Annotated in this window: 27 protein-coding genes and 2 pseudogenes; 11 read left to right on the forward strand and 18 right to left on the reverse strand. The window is 61.7% G+C overall.

The genetic code is table 11. The features are described 5' to 3' along the window. Positions 1-164 (forward strand): annotated as a pseudogene (locus ACX80A_RS14575) (IS3-like element ISAar4 family transposase); the annotation flags it as partial. A 55-nt stretch (positions 165-219) separates the two neighbouring features. Here the strand turns inward: ACX80A_RS14575 and ACX80A_RS14580 are convergent. Next, on the reverse strand, positions 220-363 hold the full coding sequence (locus ACX80A_RS14580) for a hypothetical protein (protein ID WP_459260483.1): 144 nt from the start codon (positions 361-363) through the stop codon (positions 220-222). A gap of 593 nt (positions 364-956) precedes the next feature. Here ACX80A_RS14580 and ACX80A_RS14585 point away from each other — a divergent pair. The 4 genes from ACX80A_RS14585 (at position 957) to ACX80A_RS14600 (ending at position 3,699) form a co-directional block, all read left to right on the forward strand. Further along, positions 957-1,727, forward strand: coding sequence for a mechanosensitive ion channel family protein (locus tag ACX80A_RS14585; RefSeq protein WP_459260484.1), 771 nt, complete (start codon positions 957-959; stop codon positions 1,725-1,727). A 59-nt stretch (positions 1,728-1,786) separates the two neighbouring features. After that, positions 1,787-2,626: a DUF2382 domain-containing protein gene (locus ACX80A_RS14590; RefSeq protein ID WP_459260485.1), complete on the forward strand. Its 840-nt coding sequence runs from the start codon at positions 1,787-1,789 to the stop codon at positions 2,624-2,626. 81 nt (positions 2,627-2,707) lie between these two features. Then, positions 2,708-3,397, forward strand: a complete 690-nt coding sequence (locus ACX80A_RS14595) for a hypothetical protein (RefSeq protein ID WP_459260486.1) — start codon at positions 2,708-2,710, stop codon at positions 3,395-3,397. 107 nt (positions 3,398-3,504) lie between these two features. After that, on the forward strand, positions 3,505-3,699 hold the full coding sequence (locus ACX80A_RS14600; RefSeq protein ID WP_459260487.1) for a hypothetical protein: 195 nt from the start codon (positions 3,505-3,507) through the stop codon (positions 3,697-3,699). Here ACX80A_RS14600 and ACX80A_RS14605 read toward each other — a convergent pair. The 8 genes and pseudogenes from ACX80A_RS14605 to ACX80A_RS14640 all read right to left on the reverse strand — a co-directional run. Beyond that, positions 3,700-4,266: pseudogene (locus ACX80A_RS14605) on the reverse strand (DUF2254 family protein); the annotation flags it as partial. It abuts the gene before it with no gap. Positions 4,267-4,365: 99 nt separating this feature from the next. After that, on the reverse strand, positions 4,366-4,731 hold the full coding sequence (locus ACX80A_RS14610) for a DUF2254 family protein (protein ID WP_459260510.1): 366 nt from the start codon (positions 4,729-4,731) through the stop codon (positions 4,366-4,368). Beyond that, a complete protein-coding gene (locus ACX80A_RS14615; RefSeq protein ID WP_459260488.1) occupies positions 4,686-4,838 on the reverse strand; it encodes a hypothetical protein in 153 nt (50 codons plus the stop codon). Before ACX80A_RS14615 ends, ACX80A_RS14610 begins: the two co-directional genes overlap by 46 nt. A gap of 206 nt (positions 4,839-5,044) precedes the next feature. Then, a complete protein-coding gene (amaP, locus tag ACX80A_RS14620; protein WP_459260489.1) occupies positions 5,045-5,665 on the reverse strand; it encodes an alkaline shock response membrane anchor protein AmaP in 621 nt (206 codons plus the stop codon). Between the two features lie 84 nt (positions 5,666-5,749). Further along, on the reverse strand, positions 5,750-6,319 hold the full coding sequence (locus ACX80A_RS14625; RefSeq protein WP_459260490.1) for a DUF6286 domain-containing protein: 570 nt from the start codon (positions 6,317-6,319) through the stop codon (positions 5,750-5,752). Beyond that, the gene (locus ACX80A_RS14630; RefSeq protein ID WP_459260491.1) at positions 6,316-6,702 is read right to left on the reverse strand and encodes an Asp23/Gls24 family envelope stress response protein; all 387 of its coding nucleotides are present in this window, start codon (positions 6,700-6,702) and stop codon (positions 6,316-6,318) included. The genes ACX80A_RS14625 and ACX80A_RS14630 overlap by 4 nt, the downstream gene beginning before the upstream one ends. 29 nt (positions 6,703-6,731) lie before the next feature. Beyond that, positions 6,732-6,914 carry a hypothetical protein gene (locus ACX80A_RS14635; protein ID WP_459260492.1) on the reverse strand — a complete coding sequence of 61 codons (183 nt, stop codon included), beginning with the start codon at positions 6,912-6,914 and terminating at the stop codon, positions 6,732-6,734. 156 nt (positions 6,915-7,070) lie between these two features. After that, complete coding sequence (locus ACX80A_RS14640) at positions 7,071-7,595, reverse strand: Asp23/Gls24 family envelope stress response protein (protein ID WP_459260493.1); 525 nt, start codon at positions 7,593-7,595, stop codon at positions 7,071-7,073. Positions 7,596-7,852: 257 nt separating this feature from the next. Between ACX80A_RS14640 and ACX80A_RS14645 the strand changes: the two genes are divergently transcribed. From ACX80A_RS14645 to ACX80A_RS14655, 3 genes are read left to right on the forward strand one after another with little or no spacing between them, the layout of a single operon-like run. Next, positions 7,853-8,689, forward strand: a complete 837-nt coding sequence (locus tag ACX80A_RS14645; RefSeq protein ID WP_459260494.1) for an RNA polymerase sigma factor — start codon at positions 7,853-7,855, stop codon at positions 8,687-8,689. Continuing rightward, complete coding sequence (locus tag ACX80A_RS14650) at positions 8,680-9,264, forward strand: Asp23/Gls24 family envelope stress response protein (RefSeq protein WP_459260495.1); 585 nt, start codon at positions 8,680-8,682, stop codon at positions 9,262-9,264. Before ACX80A_RS14645 ends, ACX80A_RS14650 begins: the two co-directional genes overlap by 10 nt. Next, positions 9,257-9,661, forward strand: a complete 405-nt coding sequence (locus ACX80A_RS14655) for a hypothetical protein (RefSeq protein WP_459260496.1) — start codon at positions 9,257-9,259, stop codon at positions 9,659-9,661. The genes ACX80A_RS14650 and ACX80A_RS14655 overlap by 8 nt, the downstream gene beginning before the upstream one ends. Before the next feature lie 24 nt (positions 9,662-9,685). On the opposite strand, the gene ACX80A_RS14660 is transcribed toward ACX80A_RS14655, so the two are convergent. The 5 genes from ACX80A_RS14660 to ACX80A_RS14680 form a co-directional block, all read right to left on the reverse strand. Beyond that, positions 9,686-11,317, reverse strand: coding sequence for a ribonuclease J (locus ACX80A_RS14660; protein WP_459260512.1), 1,632 nt, complete (start codon positions 11,315-11,317; stop codon positions 9,686-9,688). 293 nt (positions 11,318-11,610) lie between these two features. Then, positions 11,611-12,012 (reverse strand): hypothetical protein, encoded by a 402-nt coding sequence (locus ACX80A_RS14665; RefSeq protein WP_459260497.1) that lies wholly within the window; start codon positions 12,010-12,012, stop codon positions 11,611-11,613. Between the two features lie 88 nt (positions 12,013-12,100). Beyond that, positions 12,101-13,930, reverse strand: coding sequence for an S-layer homology domain-containing protein (locus ACX80A_RS14670; protein WP_459260498.1), 1,830 nt, complete (start codon positions 13,928-13,930; stop codon positions 12,101-12,103). A 207-nt stretch (positions 13,931-14,137) separates the two neighbouring features. After that, positions 14,138-14,482, reverse strand: coding sequence for a hypothetical protein (locus ACX80A_RS14675; protein ID WP_459260499.1), 345 nt, complete (start codon positions 14,480-14,482; stop codon positions 14,138-14,140). Between the two features lie 231 nt (positions 14,483-14,713). Next, a complete protein-coding gene (locus ACX80A_RS14680; RefSeq protein ID WP_459260500.1) occupies positions 14,714-15,943 on the reverse strand; it encodes an alpha-hydroxy acid oxidase in 1,230 nt (409 codons plus the stop codon). Positions 15,944-16,088: 145 nt separating this feature from the next. Here ACX80A_RS14680 and ACX80A_RS14685 point away from each other — a divergent pair, with 145 nt between their 5' ends. Both ACX80A_RS14685 and ACX80A_RS14690 read left to right on the forward strand, forming a co-directional pair. After that, the gene (locus tag ACX80A_RS14685; protein WP_459260501.1) at positions 16,089-16,790 is read left to right on the forward strand and encodes a FadR/GntR family transcriptional regulator; all 702 of its coding nucleotides are present in this window, start codon (positions 16,089-16,091) and stop codon (positions 16,788-16,790) included. 47 nt (positions 16,791-16,837) lie between these two features. Next, a complete protein-coding gene (locus ACX80A_RS14690; RefSeq protein WP_459260503.1) occupies positions 16,838-17,365 on the forward strand; it encodes a mycothiol transferase in 528 nt (175 codons plus the stop codon). A gap of 13 nt (positions 17,366-17,378) precedes the next feature. On the opposite strand, the gene ACX80A_RS14695 is transcribed toward ACX80A_RS14690, so the two are convergent. The 3 genes from ACX80A_RS14695 to ACX80A_RS14705 all read right to left on the reverse strand — a co-directional run bounded on the left by ACX80A_RS14695 (position 17,379) and on the right by ACX80A_RS14705 (position 19,514). Next, positions 17,379-18,023 (reverse strand): alpha-ketoglutarate-dependent dioxygenase AlkB family protein, encoded by a 645-nt coding sequence (locus ACX80A_RS14695; RefSeq protein ID WP_459260504.1) that lies wholly within the window; start codon positions 18,021-18,023, stop codon positions 17,379-17,381. Positions 18,024-18,079: 56 nt separating this feature from the next. Further along, positions 18,080-18,742 carry a hypothetical protein gene (locus ACX80A_RS14700; RefSeq protein ID WP_459260505.1) on the reverse strand — a complete coding sequence of 221 codons (663 nt, stop codon included), beginning with the start codon at positions 18,740-18,742 and terminating at the stop codon, positions 18,080-18,082. Between the two features lie 106 nt (positions 18,743-18,848). Continuing rightward, on the reverse strand, positions 18,849-19,514 hold the full coding sequence (locus ACX80A_RS14705; RefSeq protein WP_459260507.1) for a phosphoribosyltransferase: 666 nt from the start codon (positions 19,512-19,514) through the stop codon (positions 18,849-18,851). A gap of 185 nt (positions 19,515-19,699) precedes the next feature. Here ACX80A_RS14705 and ACX80A_RS14710 point away from each other — a divergent pair, with 185 nt between their 5' ends. Then, on the forward strand, positions 19,700-20,836 hold the full coding sequence (locus ACX80A_RS14710; RefSeq protein WP_459260508.1) for a baeRF2 domain-containing protein: 1,137 nt from the start codon (positions 19,700-19,702) through the stop codon (positions 20,834-20,836). 35 nt (positions 20,837-20,871) lie between these two features. On the opposite strand, the gene ACX80A_RS14715 is transcribed toward ACX80A_RS14710, so the two are convergent. Continuing rightward, positions 20,872-21,657: a phosphatase PAP2 family protein gene (locus ACX80A_RS14715; protein ID WP_459260509.1), complete on the reverse strand. Its 786-nt coding sequence runs from the start codon at positions 21,655-21,657 to the stop codon at positions 20,872-20,874. Positions 21,658-21,795 lie beyond the last annotated feature (138 nt).

A 21,795-nucleotide genomic window follows, 5' to 3' on the forward strand; every position in this document is an offset into this window, starting at 1 on the left:
AGCGAGTCTACCGCACGGTCTACGCCACAAAAGAGCAAGCCCGCAAGGACGTTATCCGCTACATTGAAGGGTTTTACAACAGCCGACGGCGGCATTCCGCCCTCGATTACCAGTACCCCAACGATGTCCATTACAGTTACCAGCAGCCACACCAGGCAGCGTAAGAGAAAACACTAACTCCGCTGTCCGAAAATCACGCAGCAGCCCAGATACCGACGATCAGCGGGTCGGGGTGCGGACGGCGGCACGGTCCTTGGCGGTGTCGGCGTAGAAGAACATTGCCTCCTTCGCTGCTGTGTAGTCCTGCCATTTATCCAGGGACTCCAGGTCCATGGTGCTAACTTTCCAACGCCTGACCGGCACGGTTGTACCCTGGCCGACTCAGTCCCTGCCATTTCCGCCCGCGTCGCCTTCACTGCGCCCGGTTCGGGGCCAGCCATATTCTCGGCGCCAGCCATATTGGAGACAAACGTGGTGGGGCTGGTGCGTGGGGGTTTACGGGCGGGCATCTGGCCAGCTGCAGTACCTGGTCCGCGTCGTGTCCCTGAGAGTGCAGACCCCTTGACACTCCTCAGTGAAAGGCAGCATGCTTATCTCGTTGCCTCAGACTTTGGCAGCTGACACATTCGCCGGCGTCATTCGAGGAATCTCCTGGGGGCGCGAGGGCTTAATCCCTGGCGTTCGGTACTTAGCAGCGCGGCTCTATTCATTCTGCAAAAAATAGTTCCTGATCACGTGTGAGGATCCTCAGGCAAGAGCGTCTTTACCTAAGGATGGGGAACCCCTTCCACGGTGAAGGCAAGTCTCGCGCAATCGATTTGGCGTTTCGACCCTAACTCATCGCACCTATCACAGCTCGGGTGTAACCCAGAAACTAGTAAGGCTACTTCCCATTTGCGGAAAAGTCTGCAATGGTTCAGGTATCACCTAGTTGCATCATGTACCGGAGGTTATTCATGCAGGAGACATTGCTGAGCGGGTTAGCCGCAGTAGTGGCGTTTGTGCCATTGCTGCTGCTCTTCCTCGTCATTCTTATCGTTGGTTTGTTGATCGCCAAAGCGATCTCGAAGGCGCTGTCGAAGGTGCTGGAAAAGGTCGGTTTTGACCGTCTGGTTGAACGCGGTGGGGTGAAGAAGGCGCTGGATAAGTCTTCGCTGGATGCTAGCGACATCATCGCGAAGATCTTGTACTACACCCTGGTCCTGTTTGTACTTCAATTCGCTTTCGGCGTCTTCGGTCAGAACCCCGTCAGTGACCTGTTGGCTGGAATCATCGCGTTCCTGCCCAAGATCATCATTGCGATCATCATCGTCATCATCAGCGCCGCTATAGCTGCTGCGGTCAAGACCCTCATTGAGGGCTCGCTTGGCGGCCTGTCCTACGGCAAAGTGCTCGCGAACATTGCAAGCATCTTCATCATCGGTATTGGTGTCATCGCCGCCCTGAACCAGGTGGACATCGCTGTTACGGTCACCACCCCAATCTTGATTGCGGTCCTCTCGGCAATCGTCGGCGTGATTGTTGTCGGTGTTGGCGGTGGGCTGATCAAGCCGATGTCCCAGCGCTGGGAAACCTATCTCACGAAGGCTGAGGAAGAAGCCCCGAAGATCAAGGAGCAGGCCCAGAGCGCGCCGTCCGTCAAGGAGCAGGCGCAGCAGGCGAAAGCCAAGGCCCAGCAGCAGTCAGCCAAGACCCAGCCTCAGGGTCCAGGCGCCCACCGCTACTAGATTTACCAGCACATCCAACTGTCGAGCACATCATCGAAATTGATAGCAAGGAGCAGAACATGATTACGCAGGAAAACATTGACAGCCTTTTGAGCAACGGCGGAAACGTCATTGACAACGACGGCGCCAAGGTCGGTTCAGTCGGACAGATTTACCTCGATGACCAGACCGGAAACCCCAGCTGGGTGACCGTGAAAACCGGCATGTTCGGGACTTCGGAATCGTTCGCACCTTTGGAAGGTGCCCAGGTCGATGGCAACGACGTTCGGGTCGGGTACTCCAAAGACCAGATCAAGGATGCGCCTCGGGTCGACCCCGACGGTGACCTGAGCGTGGAAGAAGAGGGCCGGCTGTACCAGCACTATGGCCTGAGCAGCCCCGGCGGCACTTACGACGAGCCGGGCACCAGGGGTGAGCAGGGTTTCCAGTCCGGCGACGAGCGTGTCGACCACACCGGCGATTCGGGCGTCGTCGGTCACGACACGTCAGGTCCCACCACTGATGACGCGATGACCCGTTCCGAGGAGCGCCTGACCGTTGGTACCGAGAGCCGGGAAACCGGTCGGGCACGGTTGCGTAAGCACGTGGTGACCGAAATGGTCACCAAGACCGTCCCGGTCCAGCGCGAGGAGGTCACCATTGAGCGTGAGCCCATCACCGACGCCAACCGTGGAAACGCTACTGCGGGTCCGGACATCAGCGAAGAGGAACACGAAGTGATCCTGCACGCCGAGGTTCCGGTCGTGGAGAAGGAAACGGTTGCGGTAGAGCGTGTCCGGCTGGGCAAAGAAACCGTGACCGATCAGGAAACCGTGACCGAGGAAGTCCGTAAGGAGCAGATCGACACTGACGCTGATGCCGATCTGACCACCGACGACAGCCGCCGGGACAACCGCTAAAAAAATTATTGGACCCACGGTGTTGGGCGGGTATCAATCAGGTGCCCGCCCGGCACCGTGGACCATAATTAGGAGTAACACATGAGTACCAGCGCAGGATCGGCCAAATCTCCGGACAATCATCCGGATCACGGCCTCACAGACAACACAAGCTCAAGGCGTGCTCAACGTGACCACGGTGACGCGCTCCAGCACACCACCAATTCTGACGCAAGCCATAATGCCGAGCATGATATTGCCCGGGAGAAGGATGAGTTCGGTGGGGTCAAGATCGGTTCCGCATTCTTCGGTTGGCTTACCGCTACCGGCACCGCGATCCTCCTGAGCGCCCTTGCCGCGGCGCTTGGAGCTGCAGTGGGCTCGGCAACCAATACCGACCTTGCTGGAGAGGCGGCTGCAGACCCGCAGACCGCAGGCATCGTTAGCAGCATTGTGCTGCTGGTCATCCTGTTGATTGCCTATTATTGCGGAGGGTACGTTGCGGGCAGGATGGCCCGGTTCAACGGCATGAAGCAGGGCGTCGCGGTGTGGGTCTGGGCAATCGTTATCGCCGTGATCGTGGCGGTACTCGGACTCGTTGCGGGGGAGCAGTTCAACATCCTCTCGCAAATCAACAGTTTTCCGCAGATTCCCGCTGGGGATGACTTGACCACCACAGGAGTGATCGCTGCTGTGATCGCGGCCGTAGTGGCACTCATCGGAGCGATTCTGGGCGGTCTCGCCGGGATGCGGTTCCACCGCAAAGTGGACAGGGCCGGTCTGCGGGACTAAGCCGTGGATACCACCCGACAGGTGCGGTTCTGCCCGGGTGGGAATGGGAAAGCCGCACCCCTCGCGGCGTCTGGACAGCACTAAACAACTATCTGAAGGAGAGAGCAGTGAAGATTGATAAGCAGCAGATCCTTGATCTCCTCAAGGGCCAGGGAGATAATGACAAAGCCGACCGGGCCGAGCAGGAACTGCCGGACCAGGTCGACACTGATAAGGACCAGGGCATGCTGAGCAAGCTGGGCATTAACCCACAGGACCTCATCGGCAAGCTCCCCGGTGGCTTTGGCGGCCTTGGCGGCTGATTACTCAGAGCCAGCATAAAAGGACCCCACGACGGAACAAACTCTTCCGTTGTGGGGTCCTTTCTGGTCGGATGGTGAGGTAAAAGTAGGTCTAGTGAATTCCGTGACGGGGTGAACGAGTGAGGTCGGTACTCGATCCGATTCCGCTCGGATCCTCAATAACGGCCCGCCGTCTATCGTCCGGATAATCCACCGAAATCTCGACGGAATCCCGAAGTAGCGATCGCTGGCGTTCGAGCGTTCCCCCCGATCGAGTGGGGCGAGACTGATTAGATCGCTCAGGGCTGACATGAGTCGACGAGTAATTTGGGGTGAAGCGGCGCCGGATCTCCGTATTTCGTCAAATGCTAGTTCGACGAAGCCGTCCCAGGTGAGCGAAGGTGCCGATAACCGAAGAACGCCGTCGTCGTTCATGTACTCGCCCGAGTGGAGTGGACGACGGACGATGTGACGAAGAACGTCATGGATTCGGTCGATTGCCTGCACCGCTGTCGTCGTATCCTCAAACGGTCCGGATGAAACAGCGCCCAAAGGGATGTCGACCAGCAGCCGGATGCCGTAAGCAACGTCCTGATTGAACGCGGATCAGCGGCGCGTCAAGGGGTACAAAATCGCCTTTTGACCATAGGAGGTCGAATAAACAGTCAGCCTTTCTAGCGAGAGTGATCAGTTGGGCTGAACTGAACTCGAAGAGCACTCCACTGCGCCGGGCAGGAATGAGATGGCCGTCGAGTGGCTGCTCCTCTTGTCCCGCCGGAAAGACTCTATTGAGGGTAGCGAGGTGTCTTCGGCGAGCCAGCCGACCAAGGCAGCAACCCGTAGCGACTGGCCAATATGGTTGAGGTACCAGACCAGGGCCACGATGCAGGAAAGAACCAGCAGGATGCTTACCGCTACGGCTAGTCCGGGGGCGGTACCGCCCTCCGGTGCGGTTACCAGGGTGCGCATCGTCAGTAGCGAGAACGTGAACGTTCCGGCGAACAGTCCTATCGTGCACTGAGATGGCCGGTCCTGAAGGATTTGGCGGACAATCCGGGGGAGAACGCGCCCATTGCCAGCCGCACGACGAGGACGACCATAGACAGCACCAGTCCGGTCAGGGTGAGCATAGCAAACGAAATCAGATACAGGATTTGCATGCCAGCGGTCGGGTCACCGCTGATGGCTTGCGGTACCAATTCACCCGCGGGGTCGATCGCGATGAAGATGGAGGACAGCCCAATTTTACTGAGCCCGGGTCAGACTTCCGGGTCGAGGATACGAGCGAAACGGTTGGCACTGCTCGGCCGGAACTGACGTGAGTGGACGGCCACGCGCCGCGGTCCACCCAGCCGTAGGCGCTCCTCTAAATAACGGCAGCCTTGTCCCTTCCCTTGTGGGCCGTGACATTCACGAGGACAGCAAGTTTCCGAAGCGGCGCCTCCAGCGCAACCTCGAGGTCGGTTGCGACGTCCTGGTGGATGCGGTGCAGGATGTCTTGTACATCGGCACGGTCATCGACCCTGACATCGATATTGAGTTCAGGTTCCGTTGATGTTCCGCGCAACAATACTGACGCCGAGGTAACCCCGGGCAGGTCTGTTGTCCGGTTTTCGACTGCTTCCGCGATGACCCCTGGATCGCATTTGGTATACCCGTCGATCCCGTCGTTGGTGTGGAGGCGGAAGGCTCGTGCCTGATTGCGCTTCGGGACCTGGGCAAGCAGCCATCCGAGGGCAAGCAGCCCGACGACAAGAGCGACGATCACCACAATCGTCGCTGCGATCTCGTTGGCGAAGAGGTCCTGAAAATCGGTAGGTAGGGCCGTTTGATCCGCCGGGGAGGGTTGGATCCCGAGTCCAAGGGATTGGGCGAGACGTGCAGCAAGATCACTCGCCAGGAGGACGCCGACGGCGCCGAGCACCAGTAGTCCCAGACCGATGACCGCTAGCCAGAAGCGGTTGAGCTTGCCAGCAGTTTCCCTCATGAGTGGTTCCTTTCAAAAGATGAAGCGGAGGTGACCCCGACAAAGGGTAGGTAGTTGCCGGTAGGGCCGCTGACGGGGTACATGCTAATCCTCGCTATTACGGACGCGGACGACGACCGTGGGAACGGGATCGAGACCAATGCGTTCGAGTTTGCGTGTCAACGATTCCCGCAACCTCTTCGAAAGGTCCCCCGAATTATGGAGGGGCGTCCTGACGACAACGTCGATTTTTTTAGCTGTAGCCCTGACGGACGTGCTGTCCACGCCATCTGCCTGATCGAGATGGGCGGCGGTGATTTTTGTAAGCCCGCGGCGGGTTATCACTGTCTCTGAGAATCGCAGATCCGCGCCTGCAGGACCCAACAGCCGCACAGTAGTGTGCTTGCCTGGAAGGACCGCGGCACCCAAGAGGACGATTCCGAGGAGCAGTAATAATGTCGCCGCAGCCCATATCGCTGGGCTGTTCCAGGTGAGTGTCGACAGACCTTCCCGCAGGGTGGAGAGAAACGGGGGCCAGCTCCCCGTGACGAGGCGGCTGATCCCGACCCAGACTGCTGCTGCAGCCAGACTCAGGAGGACCACGGCTGTAATGGTGGCTGGCAGCGAACGGCTCGATCGGCGGCGCAGGGCTTGGGAAGCTGGTTTCGGGCTCATTGGAGGTCCCTTCGGCTGTTCGAGCGAGACTGGCTCACCAAAGCATCGATGTCGATATCTACCTGGCGCACGTCCACACCGCAGCGGCTGCTGACTTTCTCGCGGATATCCCGCCGAAGGCGGTCGGTGGTGGCGCGCAGCGGCGCCGGATAACGGACGCCAGCGCTCACCTGAACGGACGCCACGCGACCGCTCAGTTGCACCTTGACCCTCGGACGGGCATCTTCATCGTTATGGCCGCCGATACCGAGGAACCCGCCGGTTGATCCGCTGACGCCGGGTACCTCGGATGCGACCTGACCAGCGATTTTTTCGATGGCCTTCTCCGAGATAGTGAGTGTGCCGCGTTCCTCGGGTTTCGGGGCGCTGTTCCGGAGGCGCATGCGCGTTTGCATATCGTCTTCAGCGGGGCTCATCGGCGCGAGTTCGAGCGGCCGGTCAGAGCACCGAGGTCGAGTTTGCCGTCGATGATTCGAGCCACGAGCAGGCCGATGGCACCAAACACGGCGACGATCAGGAATTCGGAGAAACCGCCGAACGCCGCGGCCCATCCGAGAACGAGGCCGACAAGCAGCCCCATAGCTGTTGTACTCATGATTGGTACCTTTCTTCTTGCATAGGTAATCCTGCAGCGTGACTGCATGAATGAAATGGATCCACCGGCATCACGAGAACGGGTAGCCGGGAGGGGTGACCTAGTCCGGGGGCCTTCGCGCCGTCGGACGCCGGCGGAGACCCCCAGAAACCGTTGTTACTGAAGGTCGCCGCGACCTGAGTCGCTGGTCTCTTTCTGGTCGTCCTCGGGGAGGTGCACATCGGTGACGTTGATGTTGACTTCGATAACCTCAAGTCCGGTGGCATCTTCAACAGAGGCGATAACGTTGCGGCGGATCATTTGGCTGACCTCAACGATGGAGACGGTGTGCTCGACGACGATCGACAGATCAATTGCGGCCTGGCGTTCTCCCTTTTCGACGCTCACCCCACCGCTGACGTTTGTCTGGGAGCCAGGGATGCGCTCTGAGAGACTGCTGAAGGCGCGTCGTCCGGCGCTGCCCATGGCGAACACTCCAGGTACTTCGCGGGTCGCGATGCCAGCAATCTTCTGCACGACGGTCTCGTTGATAGTGGTGTTGCCTTGATCGGTCTGGAGCGGTCCGATGTTTTTGGATTGCTGGCTATCCTTGGCCTGCTGCTCTGCCTGGCGCTTCTGTTCCTCGCCGGTGGCTGGGACGACATTCGAGCGGCGTGCTGAGGGGTTCTGATCGTTTGACATGTAAGTCCAATCTACTAATCAAGAGATTTTTCGGTACACAAACTAGGACGTCGCCAGTACGAGGAACGTCACGCGCTCTGGCTAAATTCTTTTTGGAAGTTCCGGACCGTCCTCGTGTTTAGGTCACAAAGTGCCATAGGCTTGGCCCAGGCCTCAGTCGGCGCGATGCTACGATCCGGTCCAGCTTCAGAGCGCAACCCAGTACTGAAAGCGGAAGTATCTGCTCGTCACGGCAGCGTCATTAGAGGAAGGGCCATATGAATCAGGCTGGCTACCGCGACGGGCCGAAACACGGCTCAGACTCTGGCGAGGACCATAACCTTGACGCTGGAACCGATCCAGTGTCTGAGGGCGGGCCCTCCCTCGAGAGTCTTGTGGCGCCGGAACCAACGTCCCTTATTGGCAGTTCGCCGGCTACCAAAGATCCAGTCGAGGTCGCAACGAGAGGTGATGAAGCCGATGGCAGCATCACCTCTCCCCATAGGTCATGGAGCGACTCTGTGTGGGTTTCGCTGGATGAACTCGACGAGTTGACGATTGTTTCAAGGGCTCAGGACGGGGATCCCCAGGCCTTTGAATGGTTGATTTCCGCCTATCAGGGCGGCATCTACAGGCTCAGTTTCCGGATGCTCAACGACAGGACCGAAGCCGAAGACATTGTCCAAGAGACTTTCATTTCGGCGTGGCGGACCTTACCGAAACTGGCCGCACCCCAAGCATTTGTCCCGTGGCTCTATCGAAACGCCACCAATAAGTGCCTAGACGCGTTAAGGAAGCGAAAGAGACGACCCTCGGAGCCGATGGATACAGCAGAACTCGAGTCTGCAAACGAAATTGGGGGACGCGATGCAGTAAGCGCCAGTCAGTCGCCGGATCCTGCGCAGGAATACGAGAATCATGCTCAGATGCGGGCTCTGGCAGATCTTTTGCCTTCCGTGCCCCCCGGTCCCAGAGCATGTTGGCTGCTCCGTGAGGTCCACGAGTTTTCATACAGCGAAATTGCGGCGATTATGCAACTCCCGGAAAGTACCGTTCGAGGGCGTATTGCCCGGGCTAGGCGATCGCTAGCAGAAGGGATGGAATCATGGCGTTGAACGATGACCATCCGCGCCTAGGTTGCGGTCGGAAGCTCGATGAGCTGTGGGCGGTGATTGATGAGCCCCCTACGGCTCATGAACGGGCGTGTAATGAGTGCCAGAGTGCACGAGCGGCCCTTCACCATCTTGCGGCAGTGACCGCGTCGATGCGGGATCGCGACCGGCGGGATCCGGATCTTCAGCCGGGTACCCGAGTCAGAGAGGCAATCATGATGGTTGCCCGAGCGGAGATCCGGCGGGGCCGTCGGGCTCCTCTGGACACCACCGCACTCGGAACTATCGACATCAGTGAGCAGGCGCTGACCGGCCTGATCCGCTTTGCCGCCTCTACCCTGCCAGGGGTCCATGCCCGCAGGTGCACGATCATTACGCCTGGGGCCAAGCCCTCTTCCACCGATCCGGTTGACGTCGCCGACATCCGAATCACCTTGCAGGTGGCGCTGTCTTCGAAAGTGAAGATTCCAGCGACCATGAAATTGCTCCGCGAACGGATCGGCTCGGTCGTTCAAGGACAAACCACCATTTCGATGAAACAGATCAACGTGGTTGTGGAGGACCTTTACGATGTCTGATCAAACGGTTAACGGACGGCTCGTCGATCTTGAAGTGATGGCGGATATGCTTGCCCACTCCCTCGGTAATCAACCGGGTTTATTGCGACTGGAGCCGACGGTCCGCAGCGTCATGAAACGCCTCAAGATCGCGTCAGTGAACACACTGCACCAGACCCTGCGCTCCTCAAGCCCGGATCCAATCGTGGCAACCCGCGATGGTATGGTCCTCTCCCTCACCGAGGGAGTGGTCAACCTGCATATCGACATAGCCACGGAGGTCAGTCACCCAGCGCTTAGTCTCGCGCGGGAACTACAGGCCATCGCAGCCGAAACTATTCAACGTGGCGGCCTTACCATAGGGCATATCAACGTCACCATCCTGGCCATTGAAGGGGCGCCGCTGGTCGGAGACTAGTGTGTACCGTCTACTCGCGTCCGACTAGGCGTCGACGACGATCGCCGTCACCACGGGTGTCCGGTTGTAGAACCGGCGCATCCAGGATGCGGTGGCCCGCTCGATGACGTCCTCGGGATCATTGTCGCCGCCATTTCGTCCGCCACCCGGGTTGGCCAACGACTTCTCGATGGCGTCGGACGCTTTGTCGAGATCATCCTGACTGCATTCAAAGCCCTTGGTGAAGAACTCAAGTGGCTCTGCCACTTCGCCGGTCTTAGCGTCGATAATCGCCAGAACCGTCACCGCGCCCTCCTCTGCGAGCCGGCGCCGTTCTTCCAGCGTGTCCTCGGTGGTGTGGCCCACGCTGTCCCCGTCGACAAAGACCAGTCCGGCGGGAATCTTCCCGGAAATGGTGACCTTGCCGTTGACCAGGTCCATGGTGGTGCCGTCCTCGGCGAGAATTACGTTCTTCGGATCGACGCCGGTAGCGACGGCGATGGCCTCATTAGCCTTGAGGTGACGCCATTCGCCGTGCACCGGCATGACGTTGCGGGGCTTGACGATGTTGTAACAGTAAGCAAGCTCGCCTGCGCTGGCGTGACCCGAGACGTGCACCTTCGCGTTGCCCTTGTGGACCACATTGGCGCCAAGCTGGGTGAGGGCATTGATCACCCCGTAGATGGCGTTCTCGTTGCCCGGAATCAGCGAGCTCGCCAGCAGGACCGTGTCGCCCTCGCCGATGCGGATGGCGTGATCTCCACCGGCCATGCGGGACAGCGCTGCCAGCGGCTCACCCTGCGAACCGGTGCAGATCAGAACCACCTTGTGGTCATCGGACTGCTGCAGTTTCTTGAAGTCCACCAGGATGCCGCGGGGAATGGTCAGGTAGCCCAGTTCGCGGGCGATGGTCATATTGCGGACCATGGAACGGCCCACGAAGGCCACCTTGCGGTGGTGGCGGTGAGCCGTGTCGATGACCTGCTGGATCCGGTGGATGTGGCTGGCGAAGCTGGACACGATGATGCGGCGGGGAGCGGTGCGGAACACCGTGTCGATCGCCGGTAGCAGGTCCTTTTCCGAGGTGGTGAAACCTGGGACGTCGGCGTTGGTGGAGTCGGTCAGAAACAGGTCAACGCCTTCCGTGCCGAGGCGGGCGAATCCGACCAGGTCGGTGATCCGACGATCAAGCGGGAACTGGTCCATTTTGAAGTCACCCGTATGCAGCACCATTCCGGCGCTGGTGCGGATGGCCACCGCCAGGCTGTCAGGGATGGAGTGGTTGACGGCCAGGAACTCAAGGTCGAAGGGACCCATCGGCTTCCGGGCGCCCTCTTCGACCTGGATGGTCTTGGGGTTGATGCGGTGTTCCTTGAGCTTCGCCTTGATGAAGGCAAGGGTGAGGCGCGAGCCGATCAGGGGAATGTCCGCCCGCTCTTTCAGGAGGTAGGGGACGCCGCCAATGTGGTCTTCGTGGCCGTGGGTCAGGACCACGCCGACGACGTCCTGGAGACGGTCGCGGATCGCTGAGAAGTCGGGCAGGATCAGGTTGACGCCCGGGTGGACTTCCTCGGGGAAGAGAACGCCGCAGTCAACGATCAGGAGCTTGCCGTTGAACTCGAACACGGTCATATTGCGACCGATTTCGCCGAGCCCGCCGAGGGCGACGATGCGCATGCTGCCCTTCGCCAAGGCTGGCGGAGCGTTCAGGGTGGTCTTGTTATTCACAGTATTTACTCGTTTTCAATTGATATGTGCGAGCTGCGGGTTGCCGCAGGGTGGCCGTGACCGGCCGAAATCTTGTGCCTTGGTTCGGCGTCGGCAGTCATGCCGTTCACCGGGTAGCGGGAGGCGTCCGCTACTGCGCAATAGGTGTCCCTCGGGGATGACTGCGGCGAGTGCCGCGGTGTCATCGGGCAGGCGCTGACATGGCCTGCCGCAATGGTGAGGGAGAACTCCACTCATTTACCTTACTGGAAGGTCAGCGGCTCAGTCGTATTCAGGGTTGGATGTCCAGGGAGCGCTTCGACCGTCAGGTCGTGGCTATCGCGCTGGGGGAGGCTAGGGACGGGCACTGTGGTCGTGGGTCCGACATTGCGACCGTAGGCAGGGAATGGCCCGTCGTGTGCGACGAAGACGGTGGCGGCGAACAGCGGGTCATCTTCCATCGGTGCCGCGCCCAGCTGGGCGCGGAGCCTATGACGGCTCTTGGTACCCAGCTGCGGTGCGGGCCTGGGCCTTCGTCCACAGGTCGGTGCCGAGTTCGACCAGGCCCGGATCTGGAGGAGGGGATCGGGAAGAGTGAAACCAGTGAATTGGAGTTCGGTTATCTTGAGCGCGATCCGGGTGATTAGCTGGGCCGCTGCTTGCATCGCGGAATCCATTACCTAAATTCACTCTCCGAGAGAGGCCAAAGCCCCGCCGCCCTCGGAGAGTGAGAGCGGTTGCTGCTGCACCCAGTCAGAGGCGGCAACCGCCAAGACTGCGCTGAACGCCGTCCACCCGGTACACGAATGCGGCCATCGCTTCGCGGGTGATGTTGTTCAGGGGCCGGAAGGTCTGGTCGCTCCATCCGGTGGACACTCCGGTCTGCTTCATCCACGCAATTTCTTTATAAAACTCCGTACCCAGTGGGACGTCGCTGAACGGCGCGGTTGACGGAGCAGTGAATGCTGCGGCGCCGCCCAGGTTGCAGGCATCAGCGGTGTAGCGGAACATGAAGGCCGCCATGGCGTCCCGACTGATGGGCTGCACCGGGCGGTAAGTACCGTCGCCCCAGCCGGTGGACAGTCCCATGGCTGACATCCACGCGATCTCCTTGTAGTACAGGCTGTTGGTGGGGACGTCCCTGAATGGGCTCCGTGCCGGTGCCGTGAAAGCCGGGCTGCCCGCGTGCCGGTAGATGAATGCTGCCATGGCGTCGCGGTTCATGGTGGCGGCTGGTCGGTAGGTGCCATCCGCCCAGCCGGTGGCTAGACCATTGGTGTAGAGCCATTCGATTTCACCGCGGAACCCTGAATTGGAGATGTCGTTGAACGACCCGCCCGCGTCGATGGTGACCGTCGCGGCGCTGGTGGATACCGAGTTGATCGTGACCTTTGTGCCAGCAGCGGTGGTGAAGGTTTTGCCAGCCTTCCAGGCATGATTCGCCGCGTAGTAGCCCGCGAACGGCTTGGTGGAAGGCATCAGGATCAGGGAGGCATTCGCCGCGGAGCCGCCCAGCTGGACAATTTTGACTCCGAAGTTGCCGTTGACTGCCAGATCCCGGTCGTAACCTACCGGTGCCCGAAGCTCAAGATAATAGACCTCACCACTTTTGGGATCGGTGAACTTAACCGCCCGGTTGGAGGCCGTGCCGGCCCACGGTTTCAGCGTGTAACTTTTGCGGCCCGACGCGACGCCTACGTTGCGGATCTCATCCCCGCGACCGAACTCGCCGTAGTCCCAGAAACTGGAGCTAATGACGGGGGTCTGGAACCACTGGGCGGATCCCATGAGGTCCATCGTGTCGGCGTACTCGCGGACGTAGCAGGTACTGTCGGTGAACCGGCCGTTGGTGACGCCGGTGTCGGAGGCGCCACTGCCGCACTGCAGGGCATCGGCGTGCATGAGGCCAAGCACGTGCCCAAATTCGTGGGTGACCACGTTGGTGGTGAAGTTGCTGATCTGCGGCATCAGGATCCGACCGCTGGTGCCATTGCTGCTCCAGCCATAGCCGAGGATGCCCCCGGGAAGGGCTGACGGGATGAACACGACGAGCGCTGTGTAGGGGCTGTAGGTCCAGCGGAGTTCGCTGGTGACCTGGTTCATGATGTCGTTGTATGACCAGGTAGATTGTGCCTTGGACTGGTGTCCGGCGACCTGGGACGTCACTGACATGGAGAGCCGGTTATTCGACATCGACTTCCAATAGTTGTTTGAGACGTTCACCGCGTTTACAGCGTTAGCCATCGAAATTTGGCCGGAGTTGTCTGCAAGCTTGACGGTGACCAGCTTGACCTTGATGGTACCCGTGCGTTGCGCGGGTGACATGGTTGCAGGCACATCCTGTGGTTCGGCGCTCGCGCCGCCCTCACTCTGCAGTTCCAGGGGCTGCCCATTGGTTTCGAAGTCGTAGCCAGACTCGTAGGTGTGAATCGAACGCGGAGTCCCTTCAGCAGGTTCGACGACTGCCTTGTCCTCGGGTGCGACGGGCGCCGCCGAGGCTGGCGCTGCGGTCAAGGTGGGCAGGGTTGATGCCAAGAGGATCAGGCCGGTCAAAGCCGCCGCGGATCGCCTGAAGACGCGCATATGTTTTCCTAACTCAACCGGGGCGAGAGACTTGACCGCTTTGCTGTGGATCCCGGGAGGTCCTACACAAAACAGGTTCGGCACTAGCAAGTGCCGAACCTTAGAAGGTCACCTCAAAAGTATAGATTTGCGACTACTACGGGAACCGCCCCAAATTGACAAAGGCTTTCCGAAATACCCGAAGGATTGACGCAGGTTTTGCCGAACTCAGGACGCTTTGTCCGAGAACCACCAGTTGGACCCATCCGCGGGCGGCAGCGCTGCGGAAAGATTGGTGCTCAACTCGGTGACAACGGTGGGCTCGTACCTGGTGGTCGGACGTGAGCGGGTGAGGAGCATACACGCGCCTGCCAGCAGCAAGACAGGGATGGAAACCAGGATCGCAACGGTAAGGGCATACATCACGAGCAGCGCGTGGACAGGCGAGCCGAACAAGCTGGTAATGAAATAGCTGCTACCCAGCCAGGCCCACAGCCAAAACAGAAAGATCGCGTAGACCAGCGCGCGAGCACGCCGGTACTGCAACGGATAATTCATCCGCTGGTGCTCCATTCGCTTGATCCCCAATGGTCAATGAAACTCCCGTAGGCAGGTTTCAAGATTGATCCTAACCCCAAAATCGGACACTTGAATGTTTTACCGTCGACAATGGGGCGTTGCCGAAAATAAAGTTGAAAATATAGTGTCTATTTGGGATATAGCGGGAAACTTTGGACCCGCGTCATGTCCGGAGGGTATAACCGCCCTCCGCTCCTGGCCCCCGACGTCCAGCCGTCGGAGTTCCTAGAGCAACCGGACGTGGTCGGGGTTGAGGTCCTCCACCTTGTTGACCCCGAGCAGTTGCATGGTCCGCGAGGCTTCCTTGCTCAGGATCTCGATTGTCCGGTCGACGCCCGCCCGTCCGCCGGCCATCAGCCCGTACAGGTAGGCGCGCCCGATCAGGGTGAAGTCCGCGCCGAGGGCCAGGGCTGCCACAATGTCGCCGCCGCTCATGATGCCGGTGTCCAGCATGATGCTGGTCTTGCCTTCCAGCGCCGCAGCGACCTCGGGCACCAGATGGAGGGGGATCGGGGCCCGATCCAGTTGACGGCCGCCGTGGTTGGACAGCACCAGCCCGTCCACGCCGTGGTCAACTGCCTTTTTGGCGTCGTCAACGGTCTGGATCCCCTTGACCACCAGATTGCCCTTCCAGACGTCACGGAGCCAGTCGAGGTCCTCATAGGTGAGGGTGGGATCGAACATCGAGTTGATCAGGTCCGCCACGGTGCCCGAATACCGGGACAATGAGGCGAAGGCAAGCGGCTCATGCGTGAGGAAGTTGAACCACCAGGCCGGCCGGTAGGACGCATCCAGCACCGTTTTCGCGGTGAGGGCGGGCGGAATGGTGAGCCCGTTCCGCACGTCCCGCAGCCGTGCGCCGGCAACTGCAGTATCGACGGTGACCATAAGGGTGTCGTTGCCGGCTTTGGCCGCGCGGTCGATCAACTCCATCGACCGGTCCCGGTCGGTCCAGAGGTATAACTGGAACCAGTTGCGGCCGTTGGGCGCCGCCGCAGCAACATCTTCGATGGAGGCGGTGCCCATGGTGGACAGCGTGTAGGGGATACCGGCGGCTTCTGCCGCCTGCGAGCCGGCATACTCGCCCTCCGACTGCATCATCCGGGTGAAACCGGTGGGGGCAATCCCGAAGGGTTGGGCCGACCGTTGACCCAGGACCGACACCGAGGTATCCACCGTCTCGACGTTGCGGAGGATTCCTGGGCGGAACTCGAGATCAAGGAAAGCGCCCCGGGCGCGGCGGAGGGTAATCTCTGCCTCGGCCGCTCCATCCGTGTAGTCGAAGGGGGCGGTGGGGGTCCGTCGCTTCGCGATACTCCGGAGGTCCCAGATGGTGCTCGCCCGCTTCAGCCGGGCAGCGGAGCCCAGTTCCGGCTTCCTGAACTGCATCAGCGGCGCCAGGTCACTGACCTTCGGGACGCGTCGTTTAAGTGCTGGGGGAATCTGGGAAGGCATGCTGACCTCGCTTCACTCCAAGTGTGGTAGGACCACACGGCTTTCGGTGGACTTTACAGTCCCGCGGTTCGCCAGCGCAAGCCCTGTCAAGCAACTGTCGCCGCTATCTCTCGCCGGTGGTCGGACCACTGACTAGCATGGGTTTATGCGTAACCATGAGCTCGTGTTGTCCTGGATCGAAGCGGAGTTGGCCACGGGCCGGCTCGCCGTCGGCCAGCGACTTCCGGGTGAGCGGGCAGTCGCCGAACAGCTCAACGTCTCCCGCGCCTCGGCCCGGGAAGGTATCCGCGTCCTTGAAGCGATGGGGGTGGTGCGGGCCGGGGTGGGGTCCGGCCCGGGGGCGGGAACAGTGATCACCGCGAATCCGGCCGTCGCGCTCGGCTCCGCACTCCGCTTCCATGTGGCGAGCTCACATCTCCCGGTCGAAGACATCGTCCAGACCCGGCTGCTGCTGGAAACCTGGGCTGCTGGCCAGGCCCGGGCGAGCGCGCCGTCGATCGCCACCGCGGCGGGGCTGCTCAACGAGATGGACGCCCCCGGCCTGGCGCCCGAGGAATTCCTGCACCTCGACGCGCTGTTCCATGTGGCGGTTGCCGAGGCTGCCGGCAACGTGCTCATCGGCGCCATGATGTCCTCGCTTCGCGAGTCAATCCAGGCCTACACCCTCCGGCTCACGAGTCGCCTTCCGAACTGGGCAGCCACAGCAGACCGCTTGCGCGCCGAACACCGGGGCATCTATCAGGCGATTCTGGCGCGTGACGACGACGACGACGCCGCGCGGGGCTTGGTCGCCTCGAGTTTGATTGCCGAGCATATTGAGGGCTTTTACCGTGAAGCTGGCCTATAAATGGGCGCGCGGAACCTGTGTGATCTATCGAAGGAGAGGCTGGCCCGATGAGCTCAATCGACATTCTGAAGGAGGCTTTCGGGCGCATCCCGGACACTGTCCGCCGCGCGGTTAGGGGACTCGACGTGGATCAACTGGCGTTTCGACCCGGAGGTACCGACGGCCGCCAGGGAAACTCGGTGGGCTGGCTGATCTGGCATCTGGCGCGGGTTCAGGATAGCCACCTTGCCGACGCCGCCAGGGTGCCGGAACTATGGATCAGCAGTGGTTGGTCCGAGCGGTTCGACCTGAACCTCGACAATTCAGATACCGGCTATGGACACACCTCGGCGCAGGTGGATGAGGTGCGGCCCAGTTCGTTGCAACTGCTGGTGGACTATTACGACGCCGTTCACGCCCGCACGATCGAATACGTCGCTGGCCTCGACGAGACGGACCTGGACCGGATAGTCGACACCTCCTGGGACCTACCCGTCACCCTCCTGGTCCGGCTGGTCAGCGTGATCGAAGACTGCCTGCAGCACGCGGGTCAGGCGGCCTACGTGCGGGGGATGCTGATCCAGGGGAACAACTAGGCTCTGAGTGGGGTCAGTCAAGGCCGGTTTCCCGAAGCGTGATGTTCAGCCGGCCCTTGAGGCCAAGCGCCGGGTCGGCCGTCCCCGGCTGAGTTTTCAGCACACCATGGTAGGCGAAGCGGGACGCGCCGCCGAACACAAACAGGTCGCCGGATTCGAGGGCGATGTCGGTCCAGGGCTTGTTCCTGGTCTCGGTGTTGCCAAACCGGAAGATGCACGAATCACCGATGCTCAGGGAGACCACCGGTGCGGGTGAACGCTCGTCCTTGTCCTGATGCATGCCCATCGCCGCAGCGTCGTCATAGAAGTTGATGAGGGCGGCGTCGGGTGCGTAGCGATCCGGATCTCCGTAGGCGGCCGCCACCGCATCGCGACCCACCCTGGCCAGCCAGTCGGGGAAGTCGGCCACTCGGCCGCCACCGGCGTCGTCGGCAGTTTTGGTGTAGCGGTATGGCAGCCAGTGCCAGCCCAGACACACGGTTTTGACCGACATTTGCGAGCCATTCGGCATGCGCGCTGCCCGCATTGGAACAGGGCCGGCGGCCCAGCCGCGGCATGCCGCAACCAGGTCCCGCTGCTGGTCCAGGGTGAGCCAGCCGGGAAGATGAACGGCGCCCGGCGCCGGGTCGGTGCGCACCCGGGGGAGTAAGGAATCCATGCTCTTATTGTCGCCGACGCGGGGGAGCAAGGTGTGGTTCGTTGGTTCACGCCGGGTCACGAGCCGGAGAAGGCTGCCCTGCTGGGGCTCTCTCCGAACTGCACCATTGGTCCGTACTGCTGGGCGATTTCGATTGCCGTTTGATTCTCGATCAGCGGCACGTCTGCCGCCTCACGGAACACTGTAACCAGCACCGCGTTCACCGAGATATCAAGGCCTACGCTCACGACGTCTGCGGCTCCGGACATCATGTAGTCCTGCACTATTTCCATTTTGGCGGTGTCCAGTTCGGCCCACGAATAGTCGACTGGGACTGATTCGGTCAGGGTCCCCGCAGGATCCTCGTTTCGCAACAGCGTTTCAAGGCCAACTGCGGCCGGGTCGTCCGGCGCCGCGACGCCGATGGCCAGAATCGACAGATCCTCCGAATAGTAGGCACCGGAGAAGACGGTCGGGTGGTCCAACAGGTACATCTGAACCTTGTGGTTGATTTCGGAAAGCTCAGCACTCGCCGACCCCCGAAACCGCGGCTCGACGTGGAGAGTGACCGGCGACACAGCTGTGGTCGGGGTGCTGAACGGCTCGGCAGGGCCCCCACTGTCGGTGTTCGGCGGTGATGCGCCTCGATGGGTCGGCGGTGTTGAGGGAACGTCGCCGCACCCGCTGACCAGAACCGCAAGCCCTACCAGTCCGGCCATCAGGTGAGGCGTGCGGTGCATGCTTACTTCCTCCCTACTCGTCCCGGCGGGAGGACGGCACCCGCCCCCGTACCGAGAACTATGCGGGCACCTGTGGTGCCTGTCAATGGCCGAGACCCCCGCGCGGTCACGCCCCGAGCAGCCGCCGCACCTCTTGATCGGGTACTGGTTCGAAATGCTGGTAGGCCTGCCCCACTGAGCCGAGCATGGGGGCGTCCCAGAGCCAGCACGTTTGGTCGGTCGCCGACTGAATGCCGGGCAGGGAGTGGCCCAGGAAGACCGGCGCGGCCACGATCAACTCGCCCGGATGGAGGGGACGGACCGCATCAATCGCGGCGCGGAGGGTAGCGCCGGTGGCCACGCCATCGTCGACCAGCACCACCGTCCGCCCCGCGATCTCCACCGGCGGACGCCCGGCCCGGTACAGCACGTCCCGGCGTCCGAGCTCGATCCGTTCGCGGGCGGCTGCCTCCCGAAAGGCGGCCTCGCCGTCGCCCACCAACTCTGCAATCACCCGCTCGTTGCGCACCATGCTGCGGCTGCCGCTGACGGTCGCGACAGCGCCCATGGCCAGCTCACTAAATCCGGGCACCCCCAGTTTGCGAACCAAAACGACGTCCAGCGGGCAAGCCAACGACAGCGAAATTTCGGCGGCGACCGGCACCCCGCCACGTGGCAGACCGAGGACCAGCAGACCGGGCGAACCGGCAAAGCGGAGGAGGTCACGGGCGAGTTGGCGGCCGGCGTCCTGCCTGTCGTCGAATCTGCGGGGTGCTTTCGGTTTGGTGCGCATCATCAGGGTCTGTTCATCCGGGTCGAAGAGTGGTAGACCGAATGCAACCTTACATTTCCGGTCAGCCCAAAGTCGATCACCGGAGGAACCAGGAGGCCCGCCATGTGTGAGTGGGACACCGCAGGAAGATCCACCGGGTCGTTCGCGGCGCAGGCGCCGCGAACGGGAGCCAGGCGGGGTGTGAGATGACCAGCGCGCTCCATTCCCGCGTCAATCTGTATAAACGGTCCGGCCCCTGGTGCACCATCTACACCGACGCCAGTACCGGGGTGGGCGACTCTCTGCACGCCGACGATGCGCGCCCCGATGCCGTCACCACCGCGTTGGACCGGGCTGGTGCCGACAAGCCCGACCTCAAAGCGATTCGTACCGCGCTGACCCGCTCGGCGAAGGGCCTGTCGGATCCCGTCGCACGCTTCCTCCTTGTCAATGACGGTGAGGTCGTGGTCGACGAGTTCTTGCCCGGACGGCTGGTGATGTCGGAGGTGCTCGACGTCGGGCCGGTACCGAATCTGGTGCCCCTGGTACGACACCGGCCGGAGGAGTTCGCCTACGTGGTGGCAGAAGTTGGCCGCGACGGCGGCGTGATCCACCTGCATCGGGCCAACACGACCGACGACGAAAGCACCGAGGTCGAAGGCTTCACCGAAAACCTGAAGAAGATCCCGGGCGGTGGGGCGTCACGGGGCGGCTACCAGCACCGCACGGAGAACATTTGGCGCGCCAACGCCGTGGAGATCGCTGGCGAAATTGATCGGGTGGTGCGCGGCAGCCGGGCGAGGCTGTTGGTCGTTGCCGGCGATATCCGGGCGCGGAACCTGGTTGCCGAACAGCTTTCGGAGGCGAGCAAATCCTTGCTGTCGGTTATCGAGAGCCACACCCGGACGGACGGCGCTGACCGGGATGCCTTCGCCCGGCAGGTGGCCTCCCGGGTGGCGGCCTGCATTGCAGCTGGGCAGAACCTCCTGCTGGAACGGCTGGATAATCAGCGTGGGCGAGAGCACCCGGGGTCAGTAACCGGGCTCGGCGCCGTGGTGCACGCGCTGCAGCAGGCCCAAGTAGGAACCCTGCTAATTGAGCGATCGGCGTGGGACGAGCAACGATTACTGGCCTTGGCGGCTGAACCGTGGCTGGCCGCGTCGACGAGCGAGACGGCCGGCGTGGAAGTGATCGGAGCCATCCCCGCGCCGTCGGCCCTGCTCCGCGCCGCGGTGCTCACCGACGCCGACGTCGTCCTGTTCCCGTCCGGTGCGCTCGATCCACATCGGATCGCGGCGTTGCTGCGCTGGCCGACTGGCCCCACAGCACCCATCAACCCCTAGTTCTGGCCGGCCAGAACTTCAACGGCTGCCGGACCCTACTGCGGGGGCGCGTGCCGACGGCCGACGATAGTGAGCCACAGTCGGTGCGTGGTGATCACCATTGCCAGCCACCCGAGGCCCAGGGTGGCAGCGACCACCACATCGGTGACCCAGTGGTGGCCCAGATAAACGCGGGTTGCTGCCATCAGGAAGGTAAAGAGCAATGCACCGCCAATGATGAGGGCGCGGGCGCGTTTGCGGTGCGCGCCCAGAACCAGCAGGTACGCGATGATGCCACTGATCACCATGGCGTTCAGTGTGTGCCCGCTGGGGAACGACGGCGAGGACTCGTACGGGGGCACCGCTAACTCAAGCGGTGGACGCAACCGGCCAACCGCATTTTTCCCAATAACGGTCATCAGGAGTGAACCGGCTGCTGCAACGGCCACCAGGATCAGCGGGGTGACGGCGCGACGTCGGACACACAACGCGGTGATCGCTGCTGCGGTGAGGACGGGCATTCCGATCGGGCCGCCCAGGAACGTGAAGCCGGTGGCCAGCGCCACCAAGGTCGGGTTGCGGAGTTGCACCGCGGCGTCCAGCGCGGGTTGGTCCAGGATCGCGATGCCGTCCGCTTCGGCGACGGCCTCATACACTTCGCCGGAGACGACGGCGAGGGTCGCAGCAAGTCCCACGCCGAGGATCAGGATCACCATTACGGCCCAGCGCGGGCCAATCCAGCCCGCCAGAATAAGGACCCATTTGACCACGAACCGTCCCACTGACGTGGCCCAACGGGTGTAATTTCTGCCACCGGTGAAACGGTCCTCGTGGGATGTCATTGATCGACTTTAGCGCGACGCCGGGGCCTAGGTGTATTGACCATAGAGGTTGGTGACGGTCGGCGTGGTGTGGTGACATGAAGAAGACCTCCGGGTGTAGTGGGGCTTGTCAAGAGCATCCACCGACCAGGAGGTCTT

Source organism: Arthrobacter sp. TMN-50 (genome assembly GCF_054511125.1).